We start from the raw sequence: 16,655 nt of genomic DNA, 5'->3' as shown, positions 1-16,655 counted from the left end.
CCGCACCCGCGCGGCCAGCTCCAGCGCGCCGGGTGCGTTCGGGGTGCCGGCCGCCGTCACCCACCCGCCGGGCCGGCGCGCCCGGCGCACTCCCGGACTGCGCCGCGAAGAGGTGGCCGAGCTGGCCAGGGTGTCCGTCAAGTACTACGAACGGCTGGAGCAGGGCCGCGCACCACGTCCGTCCCCGCAGGTGCTGGCCGCGCTGGGTACGGCGCTGCGGCTGACCGTCGCGGAGCGCGAGCATCTGGCGCGGCTGGCCGGGCAGGTCCCGCCCGGCACGGACGCCGACCGGGGCCCGGTGCCCGGTGCCCGGCGAAGCGCACCGGCTGCTGGACCGGATCGGGCCGATCCCCGCCTACCTGCTCGACGAGCAGCAGCCCATCGTGGCCTGGAACGACGCGGCAGTGGCGTTGATCATGGATTTCGGGCTGCTGCCCGTCGAGGAGCGCAACATCGTGCGAACCGTCCATCCGGGTGTGCGACGTCCTCTGGTCGGCGCCGGCAGGCGCGGAGGGTGAGTTCGCCCGGCAGGTCGCAGCTCAGCTCCGCGCGACCAGTGTGCGTTATCCAGCGGACCGTGCGCTCGGTGAGCTGATCAACGAGTTCGCCGCGCACAGCCCGGACTTCGCCGCCGGCCGGCGCGACCACAATGTGCGCCCCATAGCGACGCTGCGCAAGTACGTGCACCACCCCGAGCTGGGCAAGCTGGAGTTGGACTGCCAGACCCTGCTGCCCGGCACCGACCTGCGGCTGGTGATGTACACCGCGGAACCGGGCAGTCCGAGCGCCGCCGCACTCACCCGGCTCGGAGCCCGCAGCTAGTGACCCCAGCTCACCGGCGGTGGCAGGAGGCGTCCAGCGGGAAACGGCGCGAACAGCGCCGGGGCAAGGGATGTCCGTAGTGCGGAGTTGCGGACGGTCGCTTGTTTCCGGTTCTGGCGGGTGGGATAAGTGATGGGCATGCCAAGACTCGCCGTCGCGCTGCGTGCGCTCGCTCTGCCCGTTGCCGCTCTGCTGGCCGTCGCTCCGTCCGCTCCGGCGCAGGCGAAGCCGGAGCCGAAGGCTCCGAAGGAGTTTGTGGCCCTCAGTGACGTCGATCCGACGATCCTTCAGGAGATCCGCTACTTCACGCCGCATAACTTCACCGGCGATCCGGTGGATGGCTACCGTCGGCCGATGTGCGTTCTGACCCGCCCGGCCGCCGAGGCGCTGCACCGGGCGCAGCGGCAACTCCTGCGGCGGGGCTATACGTTGAAGGTGTACGACTGCTATCGGCCGCAGCGTGCGGTGAACGACTTCGTGGAGTGGGCCAAGGACCTGGGCGATCAGCGGATGAAGGGCGAGTTCTATCCGGAGGTCGACAAGACCCGGCTGTTCGAGGACGGCTATATCGCGGAGAAGTCGGGGCACAGCCGGGGCAGCACCATGGACCTGACGATTGTGCGGCTGCCCGCGCTGCCCACCCGGCCCTATGTGCCGGGCGAGAAGCTGGTGCCGTGCTACGCGGCCAAGAAGGACCGCTTCCCGGACAACTCGGTCGACATGGGGACCGGGTACGACTGCTTCGACACGCTCTCGCATACGCTCGATCCGCGGATCAAGGGCGCGCAGCGGGCCAACCGGCTGCTGCTCAAGGGGACGTTGGAGAAGCTCGGATTCGTCAATCTGGCCGAGGAGTGGTGGCACTACACCTACAAGCCGGAGCTGTTCCCGGACACCTACTTCGACTTTCCGGTCTCGCGCCGCTCGCTGACCGGCTGAGCCTCACAGCCGTCCCCCCGCGGTGTCCGAGGACAGCCGCTGGGCGATGTAGACGGGTATCACGGAGGCCAGGATGAGGAGCGCGGCGACGACGTTGACGACGGGGGCCTGGTGGGGGCGGGCCAGGTTCTCGTAGATCCAGATGGGCAGGGTGCGGGTGCCGGGCCCGGCGGTGAAGGTCGTGACGACGATCTCGTCGAAGGAGAGCGCGAAGGCCAGCAGTCCGCCCGCGAAGAGCGCCGAGCGCATGGCGGGGAAGGTGACGTACCGGAAGGTCTGCCAGGGGCGCGCCCCGAGGTCCGCGGACGCCTCGGCCAGCGAGGGCGCGATACGGCGCAGCCGGGCGCCGATGTTGTTGAAGACGATGACGACGCAGAAGGTGGCATGCCCGACGACCACCGTGAACAGGCCGAAGCCGACGCCGATCGGGTCGAGGACGGTACGGAAGGCGGCGTTGAGGGCGATGCCGCTGACGATGCCGGGCAGCGCGATCGGCAGGACGAGCAGGAAGGACACGGTCCGCCGGCCGAAGAAGCGGTGGCGGTGGACGGCGTAGGCGGCCAGGGTACCGAGCACCAGGGCGATCGCGGTGGCGGCGAGTCCGGCCTTGAGCGAGGTGAGCAGGGCCTGGCGGGCACCCTCACTGTGCAGGGCGGCCCGCCACCAGCGGCCGGTGAGGCCACTGGGCGGCCAGCCGAAGGAGCGGTCGGTGTTGACGGAGTTGAGCAGCACCAGCAGCAGCGGGACGTAGACGATCGCGAGGCCGGCCGCGGTGACACAGCCGAGGGCCACGCGGGCGGTGCGCGAGATGCGCATGGGTCCACCTCCTGGAGCGACTGAAGCGGCTGGAACGGGTCGAGCGGTTAGAGCGGCTGGAGCGGGTCGAGCGGTTAGAGCGAGTCGAGGGCGCCCGCACGGCGTACGGCGGCCAGATAGCAGACGATGAGGACCACCGGCACGGCGGAGAGCGCGGCGGCCATCGGCAGATCCAGGGTGACCTGCGAGGCGATGACATTGCCCAGCAACTGGGTCTTGCCGCCGACGATCTGCACGGTGAGGTAGTCGCCCAGGCTGAGCGAGAAGGTGAAGACGGATCCGGCGAGCACGGCGGGGCGTACGACGGGCAGGACGACGGAGCGCAGGGTGCGCCAGGCACCGGCGCCGAGGTCGGCGGAGGCTTCCAGCATCCGCTCGGGGAGCCGTTCGAGGGCCGCGTACACCGGCAGGATCATGTAGGGCAGCCAGAGGTAGGCGAGGACGATGACGACGGCGGTGGTGCCGTAGCCGGGCCCGTGCAGCCCGAACGGGGCGAGGGCGGCCCCCACCACGCCGTTCTCGCCGAGCATGACCCGCCAGGCGTACGCCTTGACCAGATAGCCGGCCCACAGCGGGGTGAGGACGGCGACCAGCAGCGGCCGCCGCCAGCGCCGGCCCGCGACCCGCGCCATGAAGAAGGCCATGGGCAGGGCGAGAAGCGCGTCGACGACGGTGACGGCGACCGCGATGGACAGGGTGCGCAGGGCGATGGTGCGGTAGACGGGGGTGGTCAGCAGCTCATGGAAGTTGTCGGTGTTCCAGGTGTGGACGACATCGGAGGTGAAGGAGTCGGTGGTCCAGAAGGCCGACAGCAGCAGGATGGCGAGCGAGCCCAGATAGGCCAGGGTCAGCCAGAGCAGGGGCGGGGCGAGGAGCGCGGTCAGCCGCAGCCGCGAGCCTGGGGTGGGCGCGGCGGGCATCTCAGCCCTTGACCTCCGTCCAGGCCCTGGTCCACTGGGCGTAGTCGGTGCAGTCGGTGTCCTTACGGCCGTCAAGGCACTGTTTGATGGGCGTGGTCCAGAAGTGGACGCGCTGGAAGTACTTCTCGTCGGCCGCGTGGAAGATCGCGCAGTGGTCGGGGGCGGCGGTCTCGGCGCACGCCTTACGGTTGGACGGAGCCTCGCCGAAGTACTCGGCGACCTGGGCGTTGACCTTGGGCGAGACGATCCAGTCGAGCCACTTGTAGGCGCAGTTGGGGTGCTCGGCCTTGGCGGAGACCATCCAGGTGTCGGACCAGCCGGTGGCGCCCTCCTTGGGGAGCACCGCCTTGACCGGGGCCTTCTCGGCCTTGGTGAGGTTGGCGATGACCTGCCAGGTGGTGCCGATGACGCTGTCGCCGCCCTTGAAGGCGGTGATCTCCTTCTGGTAGTCGCTCCAGTACTCCCCCACCGCCTGGTGCTGTTTCTTCAGCAGGGCTACGGCGGCGTCGAGTTGCTTCTGGTCGAGCGCGTAGGGGTTCTTGATGCCGAGCGAGGGCTTGGCGCTCATCAGATAGAGCGCGGCGTCGGCGATGTAGATGGGCGAGTCATAGGCGGTGACATGGCCGTCGTACCGCGCGGCGTCGTCGAAGACGGCGCGCCAGGAGTCGGGCGCGGAGGTGACCTTGTCGGTGCGGTACATCAGGAGGTTGGCGCCCCGGCCGTGCGGAATGCCGTACATCCGGCCGTCCTTGGAGTTGAACGGCTGCTGTTTGAGGGCCGGGAAGATGTCCTTGTAGTTCGGCACCAGCTTGGTGTTGACGGGGGCCGCGTCGCCGGAGGCGATGAGGCGCAGGGTGGCGTCGCCGGAGGCGGAGACCGTGTCGTACTGCCCGGTCTTCATCAGCGAGACCATCTCGTCGGAGGTCCCGGCCGTCTTGGTGTTCACCTGGCAGCCGGTCTTCTTCTCGAACGGGTGGACCCAGTCGACCTTGGGGTCGTTGGAGCCGTCCTCGGCGTAGCCGGCCCAGGCGATGATGTTGACCTTGCCCTCGCCCTTACCGAGCTTGTCGGGTGCGTGGCCGCCCTTGTCGTCGTCGTTTCCGGAGCCGCATCCGGCGGCGGTCAGCAGCAGCGCGCAGATGGCGGCCGCGGACCTCCACACAGACATTTTCCGTTTCCGCATCCGGTCCTCCTCGTCCCGCTTGGCACTTGAGGCTCGGCCAGTATCAGCCGGTCGGTATGGCCCCGCCAGGGTGCCGTCGGCAATGACAAGGTCAACTCGGTACGGGGAAGGCGTCCCGTTCGTCCCAGGAGAGCCCGATCTCGCCGTCCGGGCGGGCGGATTCGGGGAGTCCGGTGAGGTTCTGGCGGTGCACGATGAGCCGGTCGCCGTACGGAAGCATGACGGTGAAGCGGGTGTGCGCCCCGGCGTGCACGATATCGGTGATGCGCCCCGTGACGGTCCGCCGGCCGTCCGCGGACGTTTCAGCGGACGATTCGGCGGACTGCCGGGCGGACCCTTCGGCGGGCTCCCGGGCGGACGCTTCGGCGGGGTCGGTGAGCAGGATCCGCTCGGGCCGGATGGAGTAGGTGCCGGGGCGGCCCACGACGCGGACCGCGGCCTCGCCGCGCAGCAGGTTGGTGGTGCCGACGAAGCCCGCGACAAAGGCGGTGGCGGGGCGTTCGTACACCTCGACCGGCGGACCGGTCTGTTCGATGCGGCCGTCGCGGACCACGGCGATGCGGTCGCTCATGGTCAGCGCCTCGTCCTGGTCATGGGTGACCAGGAGGAAGGTGATGCCGGTGGTGCGCTGAAGTTCCTTCAGCTCGGTCTGCATCTCCTGCCGGAGCGCCAGGTCGAGCGCGCCGAGCGGTTCGTCGAGCAGCAGCACGGCGGGCCGGTCGACCAGGGCGCGGGCGAGGGCGACGCGCTGGCGCTGGCCGCCGGAGAGCTCGGCGGGGCGGCGGGCGGCGAAACCGTCCAGCCGTACGGTGGTCAGCGCCTCGTGGGCGCGGGCGAGCCGCTCGGCCTTGCGGACGCCGCGCACGGTCAGGGCGTAGGCCACGTTCTGCTCGACGCTCATCTGCGGGAAGAGCGCGTAGTCCTGGAAGACGGTGTGCACATCGCGGCGGTTGGGCGGGGTCCCGGTGACGTCGTCGCCGGCGAGTTCGATACGGCCGCCGGTGGGCTGCTCGAACCCCGCGACCAGCCGCAGCAAAGTGGTCTTCCCGGAGCCGGAGGGGCCGAGCAGGGTGAAGAACTCGCCCTCGTGGACGGTGAGGTCGACGGCGTCCACCGCGCGCACCGTGCCGAAGTCCTTGGTGACGGCCTCGAGCCGGACGGCCGGGCCGGTCCGCGTCGTGGCCCGGGCCTGCGTCTGCATCTGCGTCTCCGCCACCGACCGCTCCCCTCGCCCTTCGGCTGATCAGGACCGTGATCGCGGCCACTGTACCGGGGTTACGCGCACTGCGGTCCCCGTGCCACACTTCTGACACATCGTCAGTTACCAGATATCGGGAGGGGCCGTGTCCCCCACGCGTGTGCCCGTGGTCGACGGGTGGTTCAGCTCCGAGGGCGGGGAGTTCCGGCTGCTGGGGACGTGCTGCCGGGGCTGCGGGGCGGTGTATTTCCCGCGGGAGGACGTCTTCTGCCGGGCCCCGGGCTGCGCGGGCACCGAGCTGGCGGAGGTGCCGCTGTCCCGGCGCGGCCGGGTGTGGTCCTACACCGACGGCCGCTACCGGCCGCCCGCCCCCTACCCGTCAGGACCCGAGGGCGAGTGGCGGCCGTACACACTGCTCGCCGTGGAGCTGGCCGCCGAGCGGATGGTGGTGCTGGGGCAGGGCGCCCCCGGGCTGACCGTGGCCGATCTGGCCGTCGGGATGGAGGTCGAGGTGGTGCCCGGGGTGCTGGGCGAGGAGGGCGGGCGCACCCTCACCACCTGGCACTGGCGGCCCGTCGCCAAGGAGGCGTCATGACCGGTGAGGTGGCGGTGCTCGGCGCCGGGATGCATCCGTGGGGGAAGTGGGGCCGCAGCTTCGTGGAGTACGGCACGAAGGCGGCGCGGGCCGCGCTCGCGGACGCCGGGCTCGAATGGTCCGCGATCCAGTCCGTGGTGGGTGCCAACACCGTGCGCTGCGGCTATCCCGGGCAGGTCGCGGGCGCGACCTTCGCCCGGGCGCTGGGCTGGCAGGGCGCCCGGGTCACCAGCGTCTACGCGGCCTGTGCGTCCGGTGCGCGGGCCATCGACACCGCCCGCGCCCAGATTCTGTCCGGGATGGCGGACACGGTTCTGGTGGTGGGCTCGGACGCGGCGCCCAAGGGGTTCTTCGCCCCGGCGGGCGGTGAGCGGCCGGATGATCCGGACTGGCTGCGCTTCCGGGTGCTGGGCGCCACCAACCCCGCCTATTTCGCGCTCTGGGCCCGCCGCCGGATGGCGTTGTACGGCGATACGGCGGAGGACTTCGCGCGGGTGAAGGTGAAGAACGCGGCCGCCGGCGCCGCCAATCCGTACGCCCGCTACCGCTCCCCCGTCACCGCCGAGGAGGTCGCCGCGTCCCCGGTGGTCGCCGATCCGCTGCGGCTGCTGGACATCTGCGCGACCTCCGACGGGGCGGCGGCGCTGGTGCTCGGCAGCATGGAGACGGCGCGGCGGCTCGGGATGAGCCGCCCGGTGCGGATCCGCGCCGTCTCGTCCGTCTCCCCCACCTCTCCGCGCACCACGCTGGATCTGCCGGACATCGCCACCGACTCGGCCCCGCCGGGCACCCCCGCCTCCGATCCGTTCCGGCCCTCCATCGCCCGGGCGGCGTACGAGGAGGCGGGTCTTGGGCCGGAGGATCTGTCGCTGGCCGAGGTGTACGACCTGTCCACCGCCCTGGAGCTGGAGTGGTACGAGGACCTCGGGCTGTGCGGGCCCGGGGAGGGCGCGAAGCTGCTGCGCGAGGGGGCGACGGCACTGGGCGGGCGGATTCCGGTCAATCCGAGCGGGGGGCTGGCCTCCTTCGGGGAGGCGGTTCCGGCGCAGGCCATCGCCCAAGTGTGTGAACTGACCGAGCAGTTGCGGGGCCGGGCGGGCGAGCGGCAGGTGGCGGGGGCGAGCGCGGGAATCACCGTGAACCAGGGGCTGTTCGGGCACGGCTCGTCGGTCGTCGCGGTGCGCTGAGGGGTGCCCGAGGGCGCGCCGGTACCGGGCCAACGTCCTTACGGTTGCCACGAACACCGTTGCCGTCCATCACCTTGACGCCCCCTGACCACCGGTGAACACTCTTGCGGTGTCAGTCGGCGTCGCCGCGCGCAGGCTCTTTCGACGTTCACCCCCCATGGGCGATTCCGATGCACCCGCACGCTCGAAACGACCCAGCACGGAGGACCGGGGCCGCCCGCCCCGGGCGAGGTCCTAGGAGCCGACATGAGCAATGGGGACATCTTCACCGGTGAGGTCATCGGCACCGCGATACTGATTCTCTTCGGGGCGGGCGTATGCGCCGCCGTCACGCTGAACCACTCCAAGGCCAAGGACTCGGGGTGGATCGTCATCGCCTTCGGCTGGGGCTTCGGCGTCATGGCCGGTGCCTACACCGCGGCCCCGTTGTCCGGAGCCCATCTCAATCCGGCGGTGACCGTGGGCGTCGCCGTGGACACCGGCGACTGGGACAAGGTGCCGCTCTACATCCTCGGGCAGCTCATCGGCGCCGTGATCGGCGCGGTGCTGGCCTGGGCGCTGTACTACGCGCAGTTCGCCGCCAACGCGGACGAGAAGAACGCCCTGCCCACGCTCGGGGTCTTCGCCACCGCTCCGGAGATCAGGAATCCGGTGGCCAATCTCGTCACCGAGATCATCGCGACGGCCGCGCTGGTGCTGCCGCTGCTCGCGTTCGGCAAGGTCGACGGCATCGGGATCGGCCCGGTCGCCGACGGCGGCGGCACCGTGGTCCTCGGCTCGGGCATCTCCGTACTGCTCGTCGCGTTCCTGGTGGTCGGCATCGGCCTCTCCCTGGGCGGGCCCACCGGCTATGCCATCAACCCGGCCCGCGACCTCGGGCCCCGCCTCGCCCACGCCCTGCTGCCCATCCCCAACAAGTCCACCTCGGACTGGGGTTATGCCTGGGTCCCGGTGGTGGGCCCGCTGATCGGGGCCGTGCTGGCGGGTCTCGTCTTCAACGCAGCCTTCTGACCGAAGGAGACGCCATGCCGCAGCCGACGGACACCTACGTCGCCGCGATCGACCAGGGCACCACCTCCAGCCGCTGCATCATCTTCGACCACAACGGCGCGATCGTCGCCGTCGACCAGCGCGAGCACCGCCAGATCTTCCCCAAGCCCGGCTGGGTCGAGCACGACGCCACCGAGATCTGGGCCAAGGTGCAGGCCGTGGTGGCCGGCGCGCTGGCCAGGGCGGGGCTGCGGGCCGACCAGCTCACCGCGCTGGGCATCACCAACCAGCGCGAGACGACGGTCCTGTGGGACCGCCGCACCGGCAAACCGGTGCACAACGCGATCGTCTGGCAGGACACCCGCACCTCCGGTCTGTGCGACCAGCTCGGCGGCGAGGTGGGACAGGACCGCTTCCGGGACACCACCGGACTGCCGCTCGCCAGCTACTTCTCCGGGCCCAAGGCCGCCTGGCTGCTGGAGCAGGTCCCCGGGCTGCGCCACCGTGCCGAGCAGGGCGAGATCGCCTTCGGCACCATCGACTCCTGGCTCATCTGGAACCTCACCGGCGGCACCGACGGCGGAGTGCATGTCACCGATGTGACCAACGCCGGACGCACACTGCTGATGGATCTGCGGACCCTCCAGTGGGACAGCTCGATCCTGGCCGCCATGGGCCTGCCCGAGGCGATGCTCCCGGAGATCCGCTCCTCCGCCGAGGTGTACGGCACGGCGGTCGGGCAACTGGCCGGGGTGCCGGTGGCCTCCGCGCTCGGCGATCAGCAGGCCGCCGTCTTCGGCCAGACCTGCTACGGCGTCGGCGAGGCCAAGAACACCTATGGCACCGGCAGCTTCCTGCTGCTGAACACCGGTGACCGCCCGGTGCCGTCCAAGAGCGGGCTGCTGACCACCATGGGCTACCAACTCGGCGGTGAGCGGCCGGTCTACTGCCTGGAGGGATCGATCGCGATCACCGGGGCGCTGGTGCAGTGGTTCCGCGATCAGCTCGGCATCATCCGCTCCGCCGACGAGATCGAGCCGCTCGCCGCCAGTGTGGACGACAACGGCGGGGCGTATATCGTCCCGGCCTTCTCGGGTCTGTTCGCCCCGTACTGGCGCTCGGACGCCCGTGGCGTGATCACCGGCCTCACCCGCTATGTCACCAAGGCGCATCTGGCCCGTGCCGTCCTGGAGGCGACGAGCTGGCAGACGCGCGAGGTGGTCGACGCGATGTACCAGGACTCCGGGGTGCGGATCAGCTCGCTCAAGGTCGACGGCGGAATGACCGCGAACGGCCTGCTGATGCAGCATCAGGCCGATGTGCTGGGCGTCCCGGTGATCCGCCCGGTGGTCGCCGAGACCACCTGCCTGGGCGCGGCGTACGCGGCGGGGCTGGCCACCGGCGCCTGGCAGGACCTCGACGAGCTGCGGGCCCACTGGAAGCGGGACACCGAGTGGACCCCGGGGATGTCCGAGGAGGCCAGGACGCGCGAATACGGCAACTGGCGGATGGCGGTGGAGCGCAGCCTCGGCTGGCACCGGGAAGAGCAGCGGGCCGAGGGCTCCTGAGCCGCCTACGGTGCCCTCGCCCGCGAACGGCGGCCCGTACCCCGGACGGCGGGGTACGGGCCGTGCCGCGCGGTCAGGCCCGGGGCGCGGTGGCCAGCATCGCGTGCTCCACCACCGAGATCAGCACATGCTTGACCGACTCGCGCTCCCGGGCGTCGCACAGGACGACCGGGGTGCCCGGGTCGAGGTCCAGCGCGTCGCGCACCGAGTCCTCCGGATAGCGGTCGGCGCCCTGGAAGCAGTTGACCGCCACGGTGAAGGCGATGTCCCGCCGCTCGAAGTGGTCGATGGCGGCGAAGCAGTCCTCCAGACGGCGGGTGTCGGCCAGCACCACCGCGCCCAGCGCGCCGGTGGCCAGCTCGTCCCACAGGAACCAGAAGCGGTCCTGTCCCGGGGTGCCGAACAGATACAGCACCAGGTCCTCGCGGAGCGTGATGCGCCCGAAGTCCATGGCGACGGTGGTGGTCGTCTTGGACTCCACCCCCGCGATGTCGTCGACCGGCCGGCCCGCCTCGGTGAGCAGCTCCTCGGTGCGCAGCGGCCTGATCTCGCTGACCGCCCCCACCAGGGTCGTCTTGCCCACCCCGAAGCCGCCCGCCACCAGTATCTTCAGCGTGACCGGTTCGACGATATCTGGGCGGACCAGGTCAGAGTGCCCGTAGCCCATTGATCACCTCGCGCAGAATCCTCTCGTCCGGCAGTTCCGCCGGAGGTACGGGCCGCGACACTCGGACGAGTGCGGCGTGGAGCAGATCGCCGATGAGCACACGGATCACGCCGATCGGAAGGTCGAGCTCCGCCGCCAGTTCGGCGACGGACTGCGGACTGTCCCGGCTCAGCTCGACGATGTCGATGTGCTCCGGGGACAACATCTGGTCGGCGACGGTCCGGTGGTTCGCGCTGTCGGCGACGACGACCGCGATCAGATCCAGCTTCTCCTCCGCGGCGCTGCGGGTGCGTCCCCGCGTCATCGCATACGGTCTGACCACCGGTCCCGCCGCGTCGTCGAACCACCGGGCAACGCCTTCCGGGTCTCCGCTCATCTTCCCCCGGCCTCCGTCACCCGCTGGAGCGCGGAGCCGAGCCCAGATGCACGCCCACCCGCTTGACCAGCAGCGTCATCTCGTATGCTATCTGGCCCACATCGGAGTCGGCGTCGGCGAGGACGGCGAGACAACTGCCGTCGCCCGCCGCGGTGACGAACAGGAAGGCGTCGTCGAGTTCGACGACGGTCTGACGGACCCGGCCGACGTCGAAGTGGCGGCCGACCCCCTTGGCGAGGCTGTGGAAGCCGGAGGCCACGGCGGCCAGATGCTCACCGTCCTCCCGGGACAGATCGCGTGAGCCGCCGGTGGCGAGCCCGTCCCCGGAGAGCACCAGCGCCTTGCGGATGCTGCCCACTCTGCCGACCAGTTCATCGAGCAGCCAGCTGAGTTCGCCCGATCCGTTCGGCGAGCCGTTGGATGCTGCGGCGTTCGATGCGGTCATCGACCGTCCCCCTCATGTGTGGTTCCCGGGCTTGCGTCCGCACCGCCGGGTCCGGTGGCCGACTGCCGCCGACCGCGCTGCCAACCCCGTTGGAGCGAGGCCATGGTGGCCCTCGCCTGCTCGGCTTCGCGCTCGGGATCGATCTCGGCAGCGGTTCGGTCCGCCTCGTCCGGGGGTGCGGGGTCGTTCTTCAACTGCGGGGCCAGGCTGGCCTGCCGTACCCGCTTGGGGAGGCCGGAGGCCGCCCGCTGGGTGGGTACCGGGCTCTGCTCCGGGCCTTTGCGCTCCGGCCCCGTGCGCCGCGGGCCCTGGCTTCGGCCCTGGGCCTGGTCCTGGCCCTGGCGTTCGGAGCGGTCGGCCCAGGACGGCTGTCCCGGGCCCTGCGAACGGGTCTGCCGTCCGCCGGACGTGCCCTCGACCGGCCGGCCGTGGTCGGCGACCAGTACCGGCGGGACCCGGCGGGGCAGCGGCGCGGGGCCGCCGTTGGATGCCGGGTCCGGGCCGTCCGGAGTCTGCTGATGCTGCTCCACGGTGGACGGGGCCGGCCCGGTGCGTCCGGACTGACGCGCCTTCAGGCCGCGGGCCCGGAAGATCCCGCCCACTTCCTCGTCCTCGTCGGCGCCCTCGGAAGCCTCATGTGCGAGGGACGAGGTCAGGGAGGCGAGCTGCGAGGCCGGCTCGGCCTCGTCCACGGGCCCGAGCCGTACGTCGCCCACGCCTCGCCGCGCGGTGTCGGCGAAGCGCCCGCCGGTGTCGCGCCCGGCGGTCTCGCCCCGGCCGCCCTCGTCGGTGAGCAGATTGGCGGGGATGAGCACGATGGCCGTGGTGCCGCCGTACGGGGAGGGCTGAAGCGAGACCCGCGCCCCCTGCCGCTGGGCGAGCCGGCTGACCACGAACAGTCCGAGCCGGTCGGTGTCGGACAACTGGAACTCGGGGGTCTCGGCGAGCCGGAGGTTGGCCTCGAGCAGCGCGTCGGGCGTCATGCCGAGGCCGCGGTCGTGGATCTCCAGGGTGAAGCCCTTGGCGACCCGCTCGCCGTGCACCTGGACGGCGGTGTGCGGCGGCGAGAAGACGGTCGCGTTCTCCAGGAGTTCGGCGATCAGGTGGGTGAGGTCGCCGACGGCCGGGCCGACGGCCGCGATCCGGGGCAGCCGGCGGATCTCGATCCGCTCGTAGTCCTCCACCTCGGCGACGGCCGCACGCACGACGTCCATCAGTTGGATCGGCTTGCGCCACTGCCGGGAGGGGGCGGCGCCGGAGAGGATGACCAGGCCCTCGGCGTGCCGCCGCATACGGGTGGTCATATGGTCCAGCCGGAACAGGTCGGCGAGCTCGTCGGTGTCCTCGGTGCGCCGCTCCATGGCGTCCAGGAGGGTGAGCTGACGGTGCAGCAGCACCTGGCTGCGGCGGGCCAGGTTGACGAAGACCTCGGAGACGCCCTGGCGCAGTTCGGCCTGGTTGACGGCGGCCTCGACGGCGGCCCGCTGGAGGGTGTTGAGGGCCAGGCCCACCTGGCCCATCTCATCGGGGCCGTAGTCCAGCCGGGGCGCCTCGGTCTCCACGTCGATCTGCTCGCCCGCGCCGAGACGGCGCATCACGCTCGGCAGCCGGACGCTGGAGACCTCCTGGGCGTCCCTGCGCAGCCGGGACAGATCGCGGACCAGGCTGCGGCCGATCCGGAACGAGACGAAGATGGAGACGATGAGCGCGATCAGGCCGAGGACGCCGGCGATCCCCGCCTTGAGCAACACGCTGCTGGCCACCGGGTCGATGCGCTTCTTGAGCCGGTCGGTGGCCTCGTCGCCCAGCCGGTCGTAGTCGTTGAGGACGGGGTGGGCCGCGGCCTCCCAGTGCTCCTGGTCCAGGGCCCTGATGGCCGTGGCGGGGTCCATCGAGGAGAGGACCTTGCCCTCGGCCACGCGCAGGGCGGCGGGGGCGGCTTTGGTGCGCCGGTAGTCGGCGAAGACCTTCTGCTCGGAGTCGGGGAGGATCGGCAGGTTGATCTCGTAGAGCAGGGTGCGCTCGGCGATGAGGTCGGACATCGCCTGGAGGTCCGCCATCGTCATCTTGCGCGCCGTCAGCGCCGAGACATACAGCGCGTCCTCGCGGGAGAGCGCCTCCCGGGCGCGGATCATGGCGACCAGCGCGCGGCCCTGTTTGTCGAGGTCGGTGTCGGGCACCGCGTGGAGGGAGCTGCGGAAGGTGTAGCAGAGGTCGACGAGCTTGTTGTAATACTCATATGCCTGGGTCGAGGAAATGCCGTCGTCCTCGACCTTGCGGCGCAGGCTGTCCAGCCCGTCGGCGGCCTTGAGGATGTTGTCGAGCTGTTCCTCGGAGTCGTCGTTCAACTTGCCGTGCACCGTGCCGTCCGACTCGGCGGCCCGCAGCTTGCCGATAGCCTGGTCGGTTCTGCGCTGTAGGGAGTGGAGCACGGGCAGGGCGTCCGACTGCCGCGGATCGGCCAGCAGGATGAGCGTCTGCCGGCGTTCCTTCTGGACGGCGTGCACCGCGTCCTCGGCCGGCTGGCCCGCCTTGTCGATGATGTCGGCCGCGTCCAGCAGTTGGATCGCCTCGCGACCGGTGATCACCGTGGCGAAGGCCCATATCGCCGTCAGCGATATGAGCGGCACCAGCAACAGCGCCACGATCTTCCTGCGGATGGACTTACCGCGAAAGCGCATGGCCTCCCTAACGTCAACCCCGGATCGCGGGGGCGGTGTTCCGAGTTCCGACAACGAGCGGCGCGAGCCTACTACTGCCAGTTGGACATATCGAAGGCATGTCCACTTGATGCGGGGAACTCCTTACACTGCGTGATCAGGAGTTGTCGGGCGATTCCCCGACTTACCCCCCGCGCTCGGGGCTCTCCTCCTGGGGACCACATGCCGCCATTCGGCCGCGGTTGGCTGGTTTTCCCCTCCCCGGGGGAACCTCCGGTCGGTGCCATTCGTGATCCAAAGGGGCACACTGGGGGGGGCATACAACCCAAGTCCCGCTATCTGACTCGGCCGCACCGGGGCAGCCTTGGAAAGGGGTGGGAGCGTCATGGACGCGATGGACAAGGATCGCGACATCCCGGCACACGGGGCCCGGCCGCTGTGGACCGAGGAGCCGGCGCGCAGGCGGCGGCTGCCCGATCCCGTCCGCGCCTCGGCGGTGCGGGCGGTCATCATCATCGCCGTGACACTGGTTCAGACGATGGTCGCGCTCCTGTGCACCCTGGCGGGCTCGTGGTCCGCCTTCCCCACCGTGCTGGCCACGGTGGCGAGCACGGTGGTGGCGACCTGGGGCGTGCTGGACGTATGGGTGACCCGGCAGGTCTGGCGCCAGCGGTACGGAGTGGTGTCCCGGCCCAGCAGCACGGCCCGGGAGATGCGCCGGCAGCGCCGCCGGGCCGGTGAGGCGGAGCCGGTCACCTCCCGGCCGGCTGCGGAGCGCGGGACAGCTCGCGGCGCAGCCGCATAAAGGGCCTGGGCCGGTCGACGCCGAGGACGGCGGTGGTGATCCCGTCACGTTCGTAGACGGCGAGGAAGCCGCCGCCGTCGGCCGGGTCGCCCTCGGCGATCCGGACGGTGTCACCGGGTGCGCGCCGCCCGGCGTACTGGATACGGGCGCCGTACTGGTCGGACCAGAAGTAGGGCAGCGCCTCGAAGGGTTCGACGGTGGACCCGGCGAGCAGGTTGCGGGCGGCTACGGCGCCCTGAAGCATTCCGCTGGTCCAGTGCTCGGCCCGGACGGTGCGCGCGGTGCCCGGCCGGGCCAGCCGGGCCACGTCCCCGACGGCCACGACATTGGGCAGCGCGGTGACACAGCCCGCGTCGCACCGCACCCCGTCGTCCAGGGCCAGACCGGAGCCTTCCAGCCACCCGGTGACCGGACGCACTCCGACGCCGACGACCACCACATCGGCGGGCAGCACCCGCCCGTCGGTGAGTTCCACGCCGGTGACCCGGCCGCTGCCGCGCAAGCCCTCGACGCCGGCGCCGCACAGCAGAGTGGCCCCGCCCCGCGCATGCAGCCCGGCGCACACCCGGGCCATCTCCTCGCCCAGTTGGGGCACCAGCGGCAGCGGCGCGGCCTCCACCACGGTGACATCGAGGCCGAGGGCGGCACAGGAGGAGGCCACTTCGGCGCCGATGAAGCCCGCGCCGATCACCACCACCCGTGCGGCGCCCGCGCGCAGCGCGGCGCGCAGCCGGGTCGCGTCGTCGAGGGTGCGCAGGGTGTGCACCCCGTCCAGCCGTGGCAGGGGCAGCGTCCTCGGGGTGGCCCCGGTGGCGATGACGACGCCGTCGGTGCGCAGGGCGCGGCCGCCGGTGAGACGGATCTGACCGGCGGCGGTGTCCAGCGCCTCGGCCCGGATGCCGAGCAGCCATTCGGCGTCGAGTTCGGCCTCTTCCTCGGGGTCGGTCAGGGCGAGGCGGCCCGGCCCGTCGCCGGGGTCGCCGTCCCCGGTCAGGAACTCCTTGGACAGCGGCGGGCGGTCGTAGGGGCGGTGGCGCTCCTCCCCCACAACGACCAGCCGCCCGTCGTATCCCAGGGAGCGCAGGCCCCGCGCAGCGTGCAGTCCCGCGAGCGAGGCCCCGACCACCGTGACCGTGGTGAGCGCCTGGGCCGTCGTCATGCGACGGCTTCTTCCGGTGCCGCGTGCACGGGCTCGCCGGGAACGGTGCGCACCGCGGGGTGGACATACAGCATTCCGTCCACGACCGTGACAGCGTGGGTCCGTACGGGCTTGCGGGCGGGCAGACACGTCGGCTCGCCGGACCGCAGATCGAACAGCGCGGCATGCAGCGGGCATTCGACGTAGCAGCCTTCCAGCCACCCTTCGGAGAGGGAGGCGTCCTGGTGGCTGCACGTGTCATCGATGGCGTAGAACGCTCCGTCGGTGTGGAACACCGCGATCGCCGCGGTGGCGTCGCCGGCCTGGACACGCAGCGACTCACCCT

General features: G+C 71.3%; 18 protein-coding genes and 1 pseudogene. 9 read left to right on the top strand and 10 right to left on the bottom strand.

Annotation, left to right across the window (positions count from 1 at the left end; all coding sequences use genetic code 11):
- Window positions 1–43: 43 nt before the first annotated feature.
- The 4 genes and pseudogenes from KN815_RS51905 to KN815_RS24430 form a co-directional block, all read left to right on the top strand.
- A pseudogene (locus KN815_RS51905) lies at window positions 44–187 on the top strand (helix-turn-helix domain-containing protein); the annotation flags it as partial.
- A 118-nt stretch (window positions 188–305) separates the two neighbouring features.
- Window positions 306–518 (top strand): MmyB family transcriptional regulator, encoded by a 213-nt coding sequence (locus KN815_RS51900; protein ID WP_308403674.1) that lies wholly within the window; start codon window positions 306–308, stop codon window positions 516–518.
- 40 nt (window positions 519–558) lie between these two features.
- Window positions 559–822, top strand: a complete 264-nt coding sequence (locus KN815_RS51895; RefSeq protein WP_308403673.1) for an MmyB family transcriptional regulator — start codon at window positions 559–561, stop codon at window positions 820–822.
- 138 nt (window positions 823–960) lie between these two features.
- Window positions 961–1,761, top strand: coding sequence for a M15 family metallopeptidase (locus tag KN815_RS24430; protein ID WP_216344081.1), 801 nt, complete (start codon window positions 961–963; stop codon window positions 1,759–1,761).
- 3 nt (window positions 1,762–1,764) lie between these two features.
- On the opposite strand, the gene KN815_RS24425 is transcribed toward KN815_RS24430, so the two are convergent.
- The 4 genes from KN815_RS24425 to KN815_RS24410 form a co-directional block, all read right to left on the bottom strand.
- On the bottom strand, window positions 1,765–2,577 hold the full coding sequence (locus tag KN815_RS24425; RefSeq protein ID WP_216344080.1) for an ABC transporter permease: 813 nt from the start codon (window positions 2,575–2,577) through the stop codon (window positions 1,765–1,767).
- 74 nt (window positions 2,578–2,651) lie between these two features.
- Complete coding sequence (locus tag KN815_RS24420) at window positions 2,652–3,497, bottom strand: ABC transporter permease (RefSeq protein WP_216344079.1); 846 nt, start codon at window positions 3,495–3,497, stop codon at window positions 2,652–2,654.
- A 1-nt stretch (window position 3,498) separates the two neighbouring features.
- Window positions 3,499–4,665, bottom strand: coding sequence for an ABC transporter substrate-binding protein (locus KN815_RS24415; RefSeq protein WP_372458459.1), 1,167 nt, complete (start codon window positions 4,663–4,665; stop codon window positions 3,499–3,501).
- 106 nt (window positions 4,666–4,771) lie between these two features.
- Window positions 4,772–5,881, bottom strand: coding sequence for an ABC transporter ATP-binding protein (locus KN815_RS24410; protein ID WP_216344082.1), 1,110 nt, complete (start codon window positions 5,879–5,881; stop codon window positions 4,772–4,774).
- A 142-nt stretch (window positions 5,882–6,023) separates the two neighbouring features.
- On the opposite strand from KN815_RS24410, the gene KN815_RS24405 reads away from it, so the two are divergent.
- From KN815_RS24405 to glpK, 4 genes are all read left to right on the top strand, one after another.
- Window positions 6,024–6,473: a Zn-ribbon domain-containing OB-fold protein gene (locus tag KN815_RS24405; protein WP_216344077.1), complete on the top strand. Its 450-nt coding sequence runs from the start codon at window positions 6,024–6,026 to the stop codon at window positions 6,471–6,473.
- Complete coding sequence (locus tag KN815_RS24400) at window positions 6,470–7,660, top strand: lipid-transfer protein (protein ID WP_216344076.1); 1,191 nt, start codon at window positions 6,470–6,472, stop codon at window positions 7,658–7,660. The genes KN815_RS24405 and KN815_RS24400 overlap by 4 nt, the downstream gene beginning before the upstream one ends.
- A gap of 246 nt (window positions 7,661–7,906) precedes the next feature.
- Window positions 7,907–8,671 (top strand): MIP/aquaporin family protein, encoded by a 765-nt coding sequence (locus tag KN815_RS24395; protein WP_216344075.1) that lies wholly within the window; start codon window positions 7,907–7,909, stop codon window positions 8,669–8,671.
- Window positions 8,672–8,685: 14 nt separating this feature from the next.
- A complete protein-coding gene (gene glpK / locus KN815_RS24390; protein ID WP_216344074.1) occupies window positions 8,686–10,218 on the top strand; it encodes a glycerol kinase GlpK in 1,533 nt (510 codons plus the stop codon).
- 73 nt (window positions 10,219–10,291) lie between these two features.
- Here the strand turns inward: glpK and KN815_RS24385 are convergent, their stop codons facing one another.
- Genes KN815_RS24385 through KN815_RS24370 form a run of 4 tightly spaced genes read right to left on the bottom strand, consistent with a single transcriptional unit; the run spans window position 10,292 to window position 14,387 of the window.
- Window positions 10,292–10,885, bottom strand: a complete 594-nt coding sequence (locus KN815_RS24385) for a GTP-binding protein (RefSeq protein ID WP_216344073.1) — start codon at window positions 10,883–10,885, stop codon at window positions 10,292–10,294.
- Window positions 10,866–11,261, bottom strand: a complete 396-nt coding sequence (locus tag KN815_RS24380; protein ID WP_014058709.1) for a DUF742 domain-containing protein — start codon at window positions 11,259–11,261, stop codon at window positions 10,866–10,868. The genes KN815_RS24385 and KN815_RS24380 overlap by 20 nt, the downstream gene beginning before the upstream one ends.
- A 16-nt stretch (window positions 11,262–11,277) precedes the next feature.
- Entirely contained in the window at window positions 11,278–11,706 is a 429-nt protein-coding gene (locus KN815_RS24375) for a roadblock/LC7 domain-containing protein (protein ID WP_216344072.1), read from the bottom strand.
- Window positions 11,703–14,387, bottom strand: a complete 2,685-nt coding sequence (locus tag KN815_RS24370) for a nitrate- and nitrite sensing domain-containing protein (protein WP_216344071.1) — start codon at window positions 14,385–14,387, stop codon at window positions 11,703–11,705. Before KN815_RS24370 ends, KN815_RS24375 begins: the two co-directional genes overlap by 4 nt.
- 343 nt (window positions 14,388–14,730) lie before the next feature.
- Here KN815_RS24370 and KN815_RS24365 point away from each other — a divergent pair, with 343 nt between their 5' ends.
- The gene (locus KN815_RS24365; protein ID WP_372458458.1) at window positions 14,731–15,171 is read left to right on the top strand and encodes a hypothetical protein; all 441 of its coding nucleotides are present in this window, start codon (window positions 14,731–14,733) and stop codon (window positions 15,169–15,171) included.
- On the opposite strand, the gene KN815_RS24360 is transcribed toward KN815_RS24365, so the two are convergent.
- Together KN815_RS24360 and KN815_RS24355 are read right to left on the bottom strand one after the other, a co-directional pair.
- Window positions 15,119–16,330 (bottom strand): NAD(P)/FAD-dependent oxidoreductase, encoded by a 1,212-nt coding sequence (locus tag KN815_RS24360; RefSeq protein ID WP_216344069.1) that lies wholly within the window; start codon window positions 16,328–16,330, stop codon window positions 15,119–15,121. The two genes, KN815_RS24365 and KN815_RS24360, sit on opposite strands and share 53 nt — an antisense overlap.
- A partial coding sequence (locus tag KN815_RS24355) for a bifunctional 3-phenylpropionate/cinnamic acid dioxygenase ferredoxin subunit (RefSeq protein ID WP_216344068.1) occupies window positions 16,327–16,655 on the bottom strand: 329 nt, incomplete at its 5' end. The genes KN815_RS24355 and KN815_RS24360, both read right to left, overlap by 4 nt.

It is taken from the genome of Streptomyces niphimycinicus (genome assembly GCF_018883605.1).
Classification (GTDB): Bacteria; Actinomycetota; Actinomycetes; order Streptomycetales; family Streptomycetaceae; genus Streptomyces; species Streptomyces niphimycinicus.
The sequence above is the reverse complement of the archived record's forward strand: the minus strand, read 5'-3'. Positions and strand labels throughout refer to the sequence as shown.

Bases quoted from the DNA above. Each gene is read 5' to 3' on its own strand.
- KN815_RS24395 (WP_216344075.1), top strand. From the start codon at position 7,907: ATGAGCAATGGGGACATCTTCACCGGTGAGGTCATCGGCACCGCGATA.
- KN815_RS24420 (WP_216344079.1), bottom strand. From the start codon at position 3,497: ATGCCCGCCGCGCCCACCCCAGGCTCGCGGCTGCGGCTGACCGCGCTC.
- KN815_RS24410 (WP_216344082.1), bottom strand. From the start codon at position 5,881: ATGCAGACGCAGGCCCGGGCCACGACGCGGACCGGCCCGGCCGTCCGG.
- KN815_RS24425 (WP_216344080.1), bottom strand. From the start codon at position 2,577: ATGCGCATCTCGCGCACCGCCCGCGTGGCCCTCGGCTGTGTCACCGCG.
- KN815_RS24375 (WP_216344072.1), bottom strand. From the start codon at position 11,706: ATGACCGCATCGAACGCCGCAGCATCCAACGGCTCGCCGAACGGATCG.
- KN815_RS24430 (WP_216344081.1), top strand. From the start codon at position 961: ATGCCAAGACTCGCCGTCGCGCTGCGTGCGCTCGCTCTGCCCGTTGCC.
- KN815_RS24360 (WP_216344069.1), bottom strand. From the start codon at position 16,330: ATGACGACGGCCCAGGCGCTCACCACGGTCACGGTGGTCGGGGCCTCG.
- KN815_RS24415 (WP_372458459.1), bottom strand. From the start codon at position 4,665: ATGTCTGTGTGGAGGTCCGCGGCCGCCATCTGCGCGCTGCTGCTGACC.
- KN815_RS24385 (WP_216344073.1), bottom strand. From the start codon at position 10,885: ATGGGCTACGGGCACTCTGACCTGGTCCGCCCAGATATCGTCGAACCG.
- KN815_RS24380 (WP_014058709.1), bottom strand. From the start codon at position 11,261: ATGAGCGGAGACCCGGAAGGCGTTGCCCGGTGGTTCGACGACGCGGCG.
- glpK (WP_216344074.1), top strand. From the start codon at position 8,686: ATGCCGCAGCCGACGGACACCTACGTCGCCGCGATCGACCAGGGCACC.
- KN815_RS24370 (WP_216344071.1), bottom strand. From the start codon at position 14,387: ATGCGCTTTCGCGGTAAGTCCATCCGCAGGAAGATCGTGGCGCTGTTG.
- KN815_RS24400 (WP_216344076.1), top strand. From the start codon at position 6,470: ATGACCGGTGAGGTGGCGGTGCTCGGCGCCGGGATGCATCCGTGGGGG.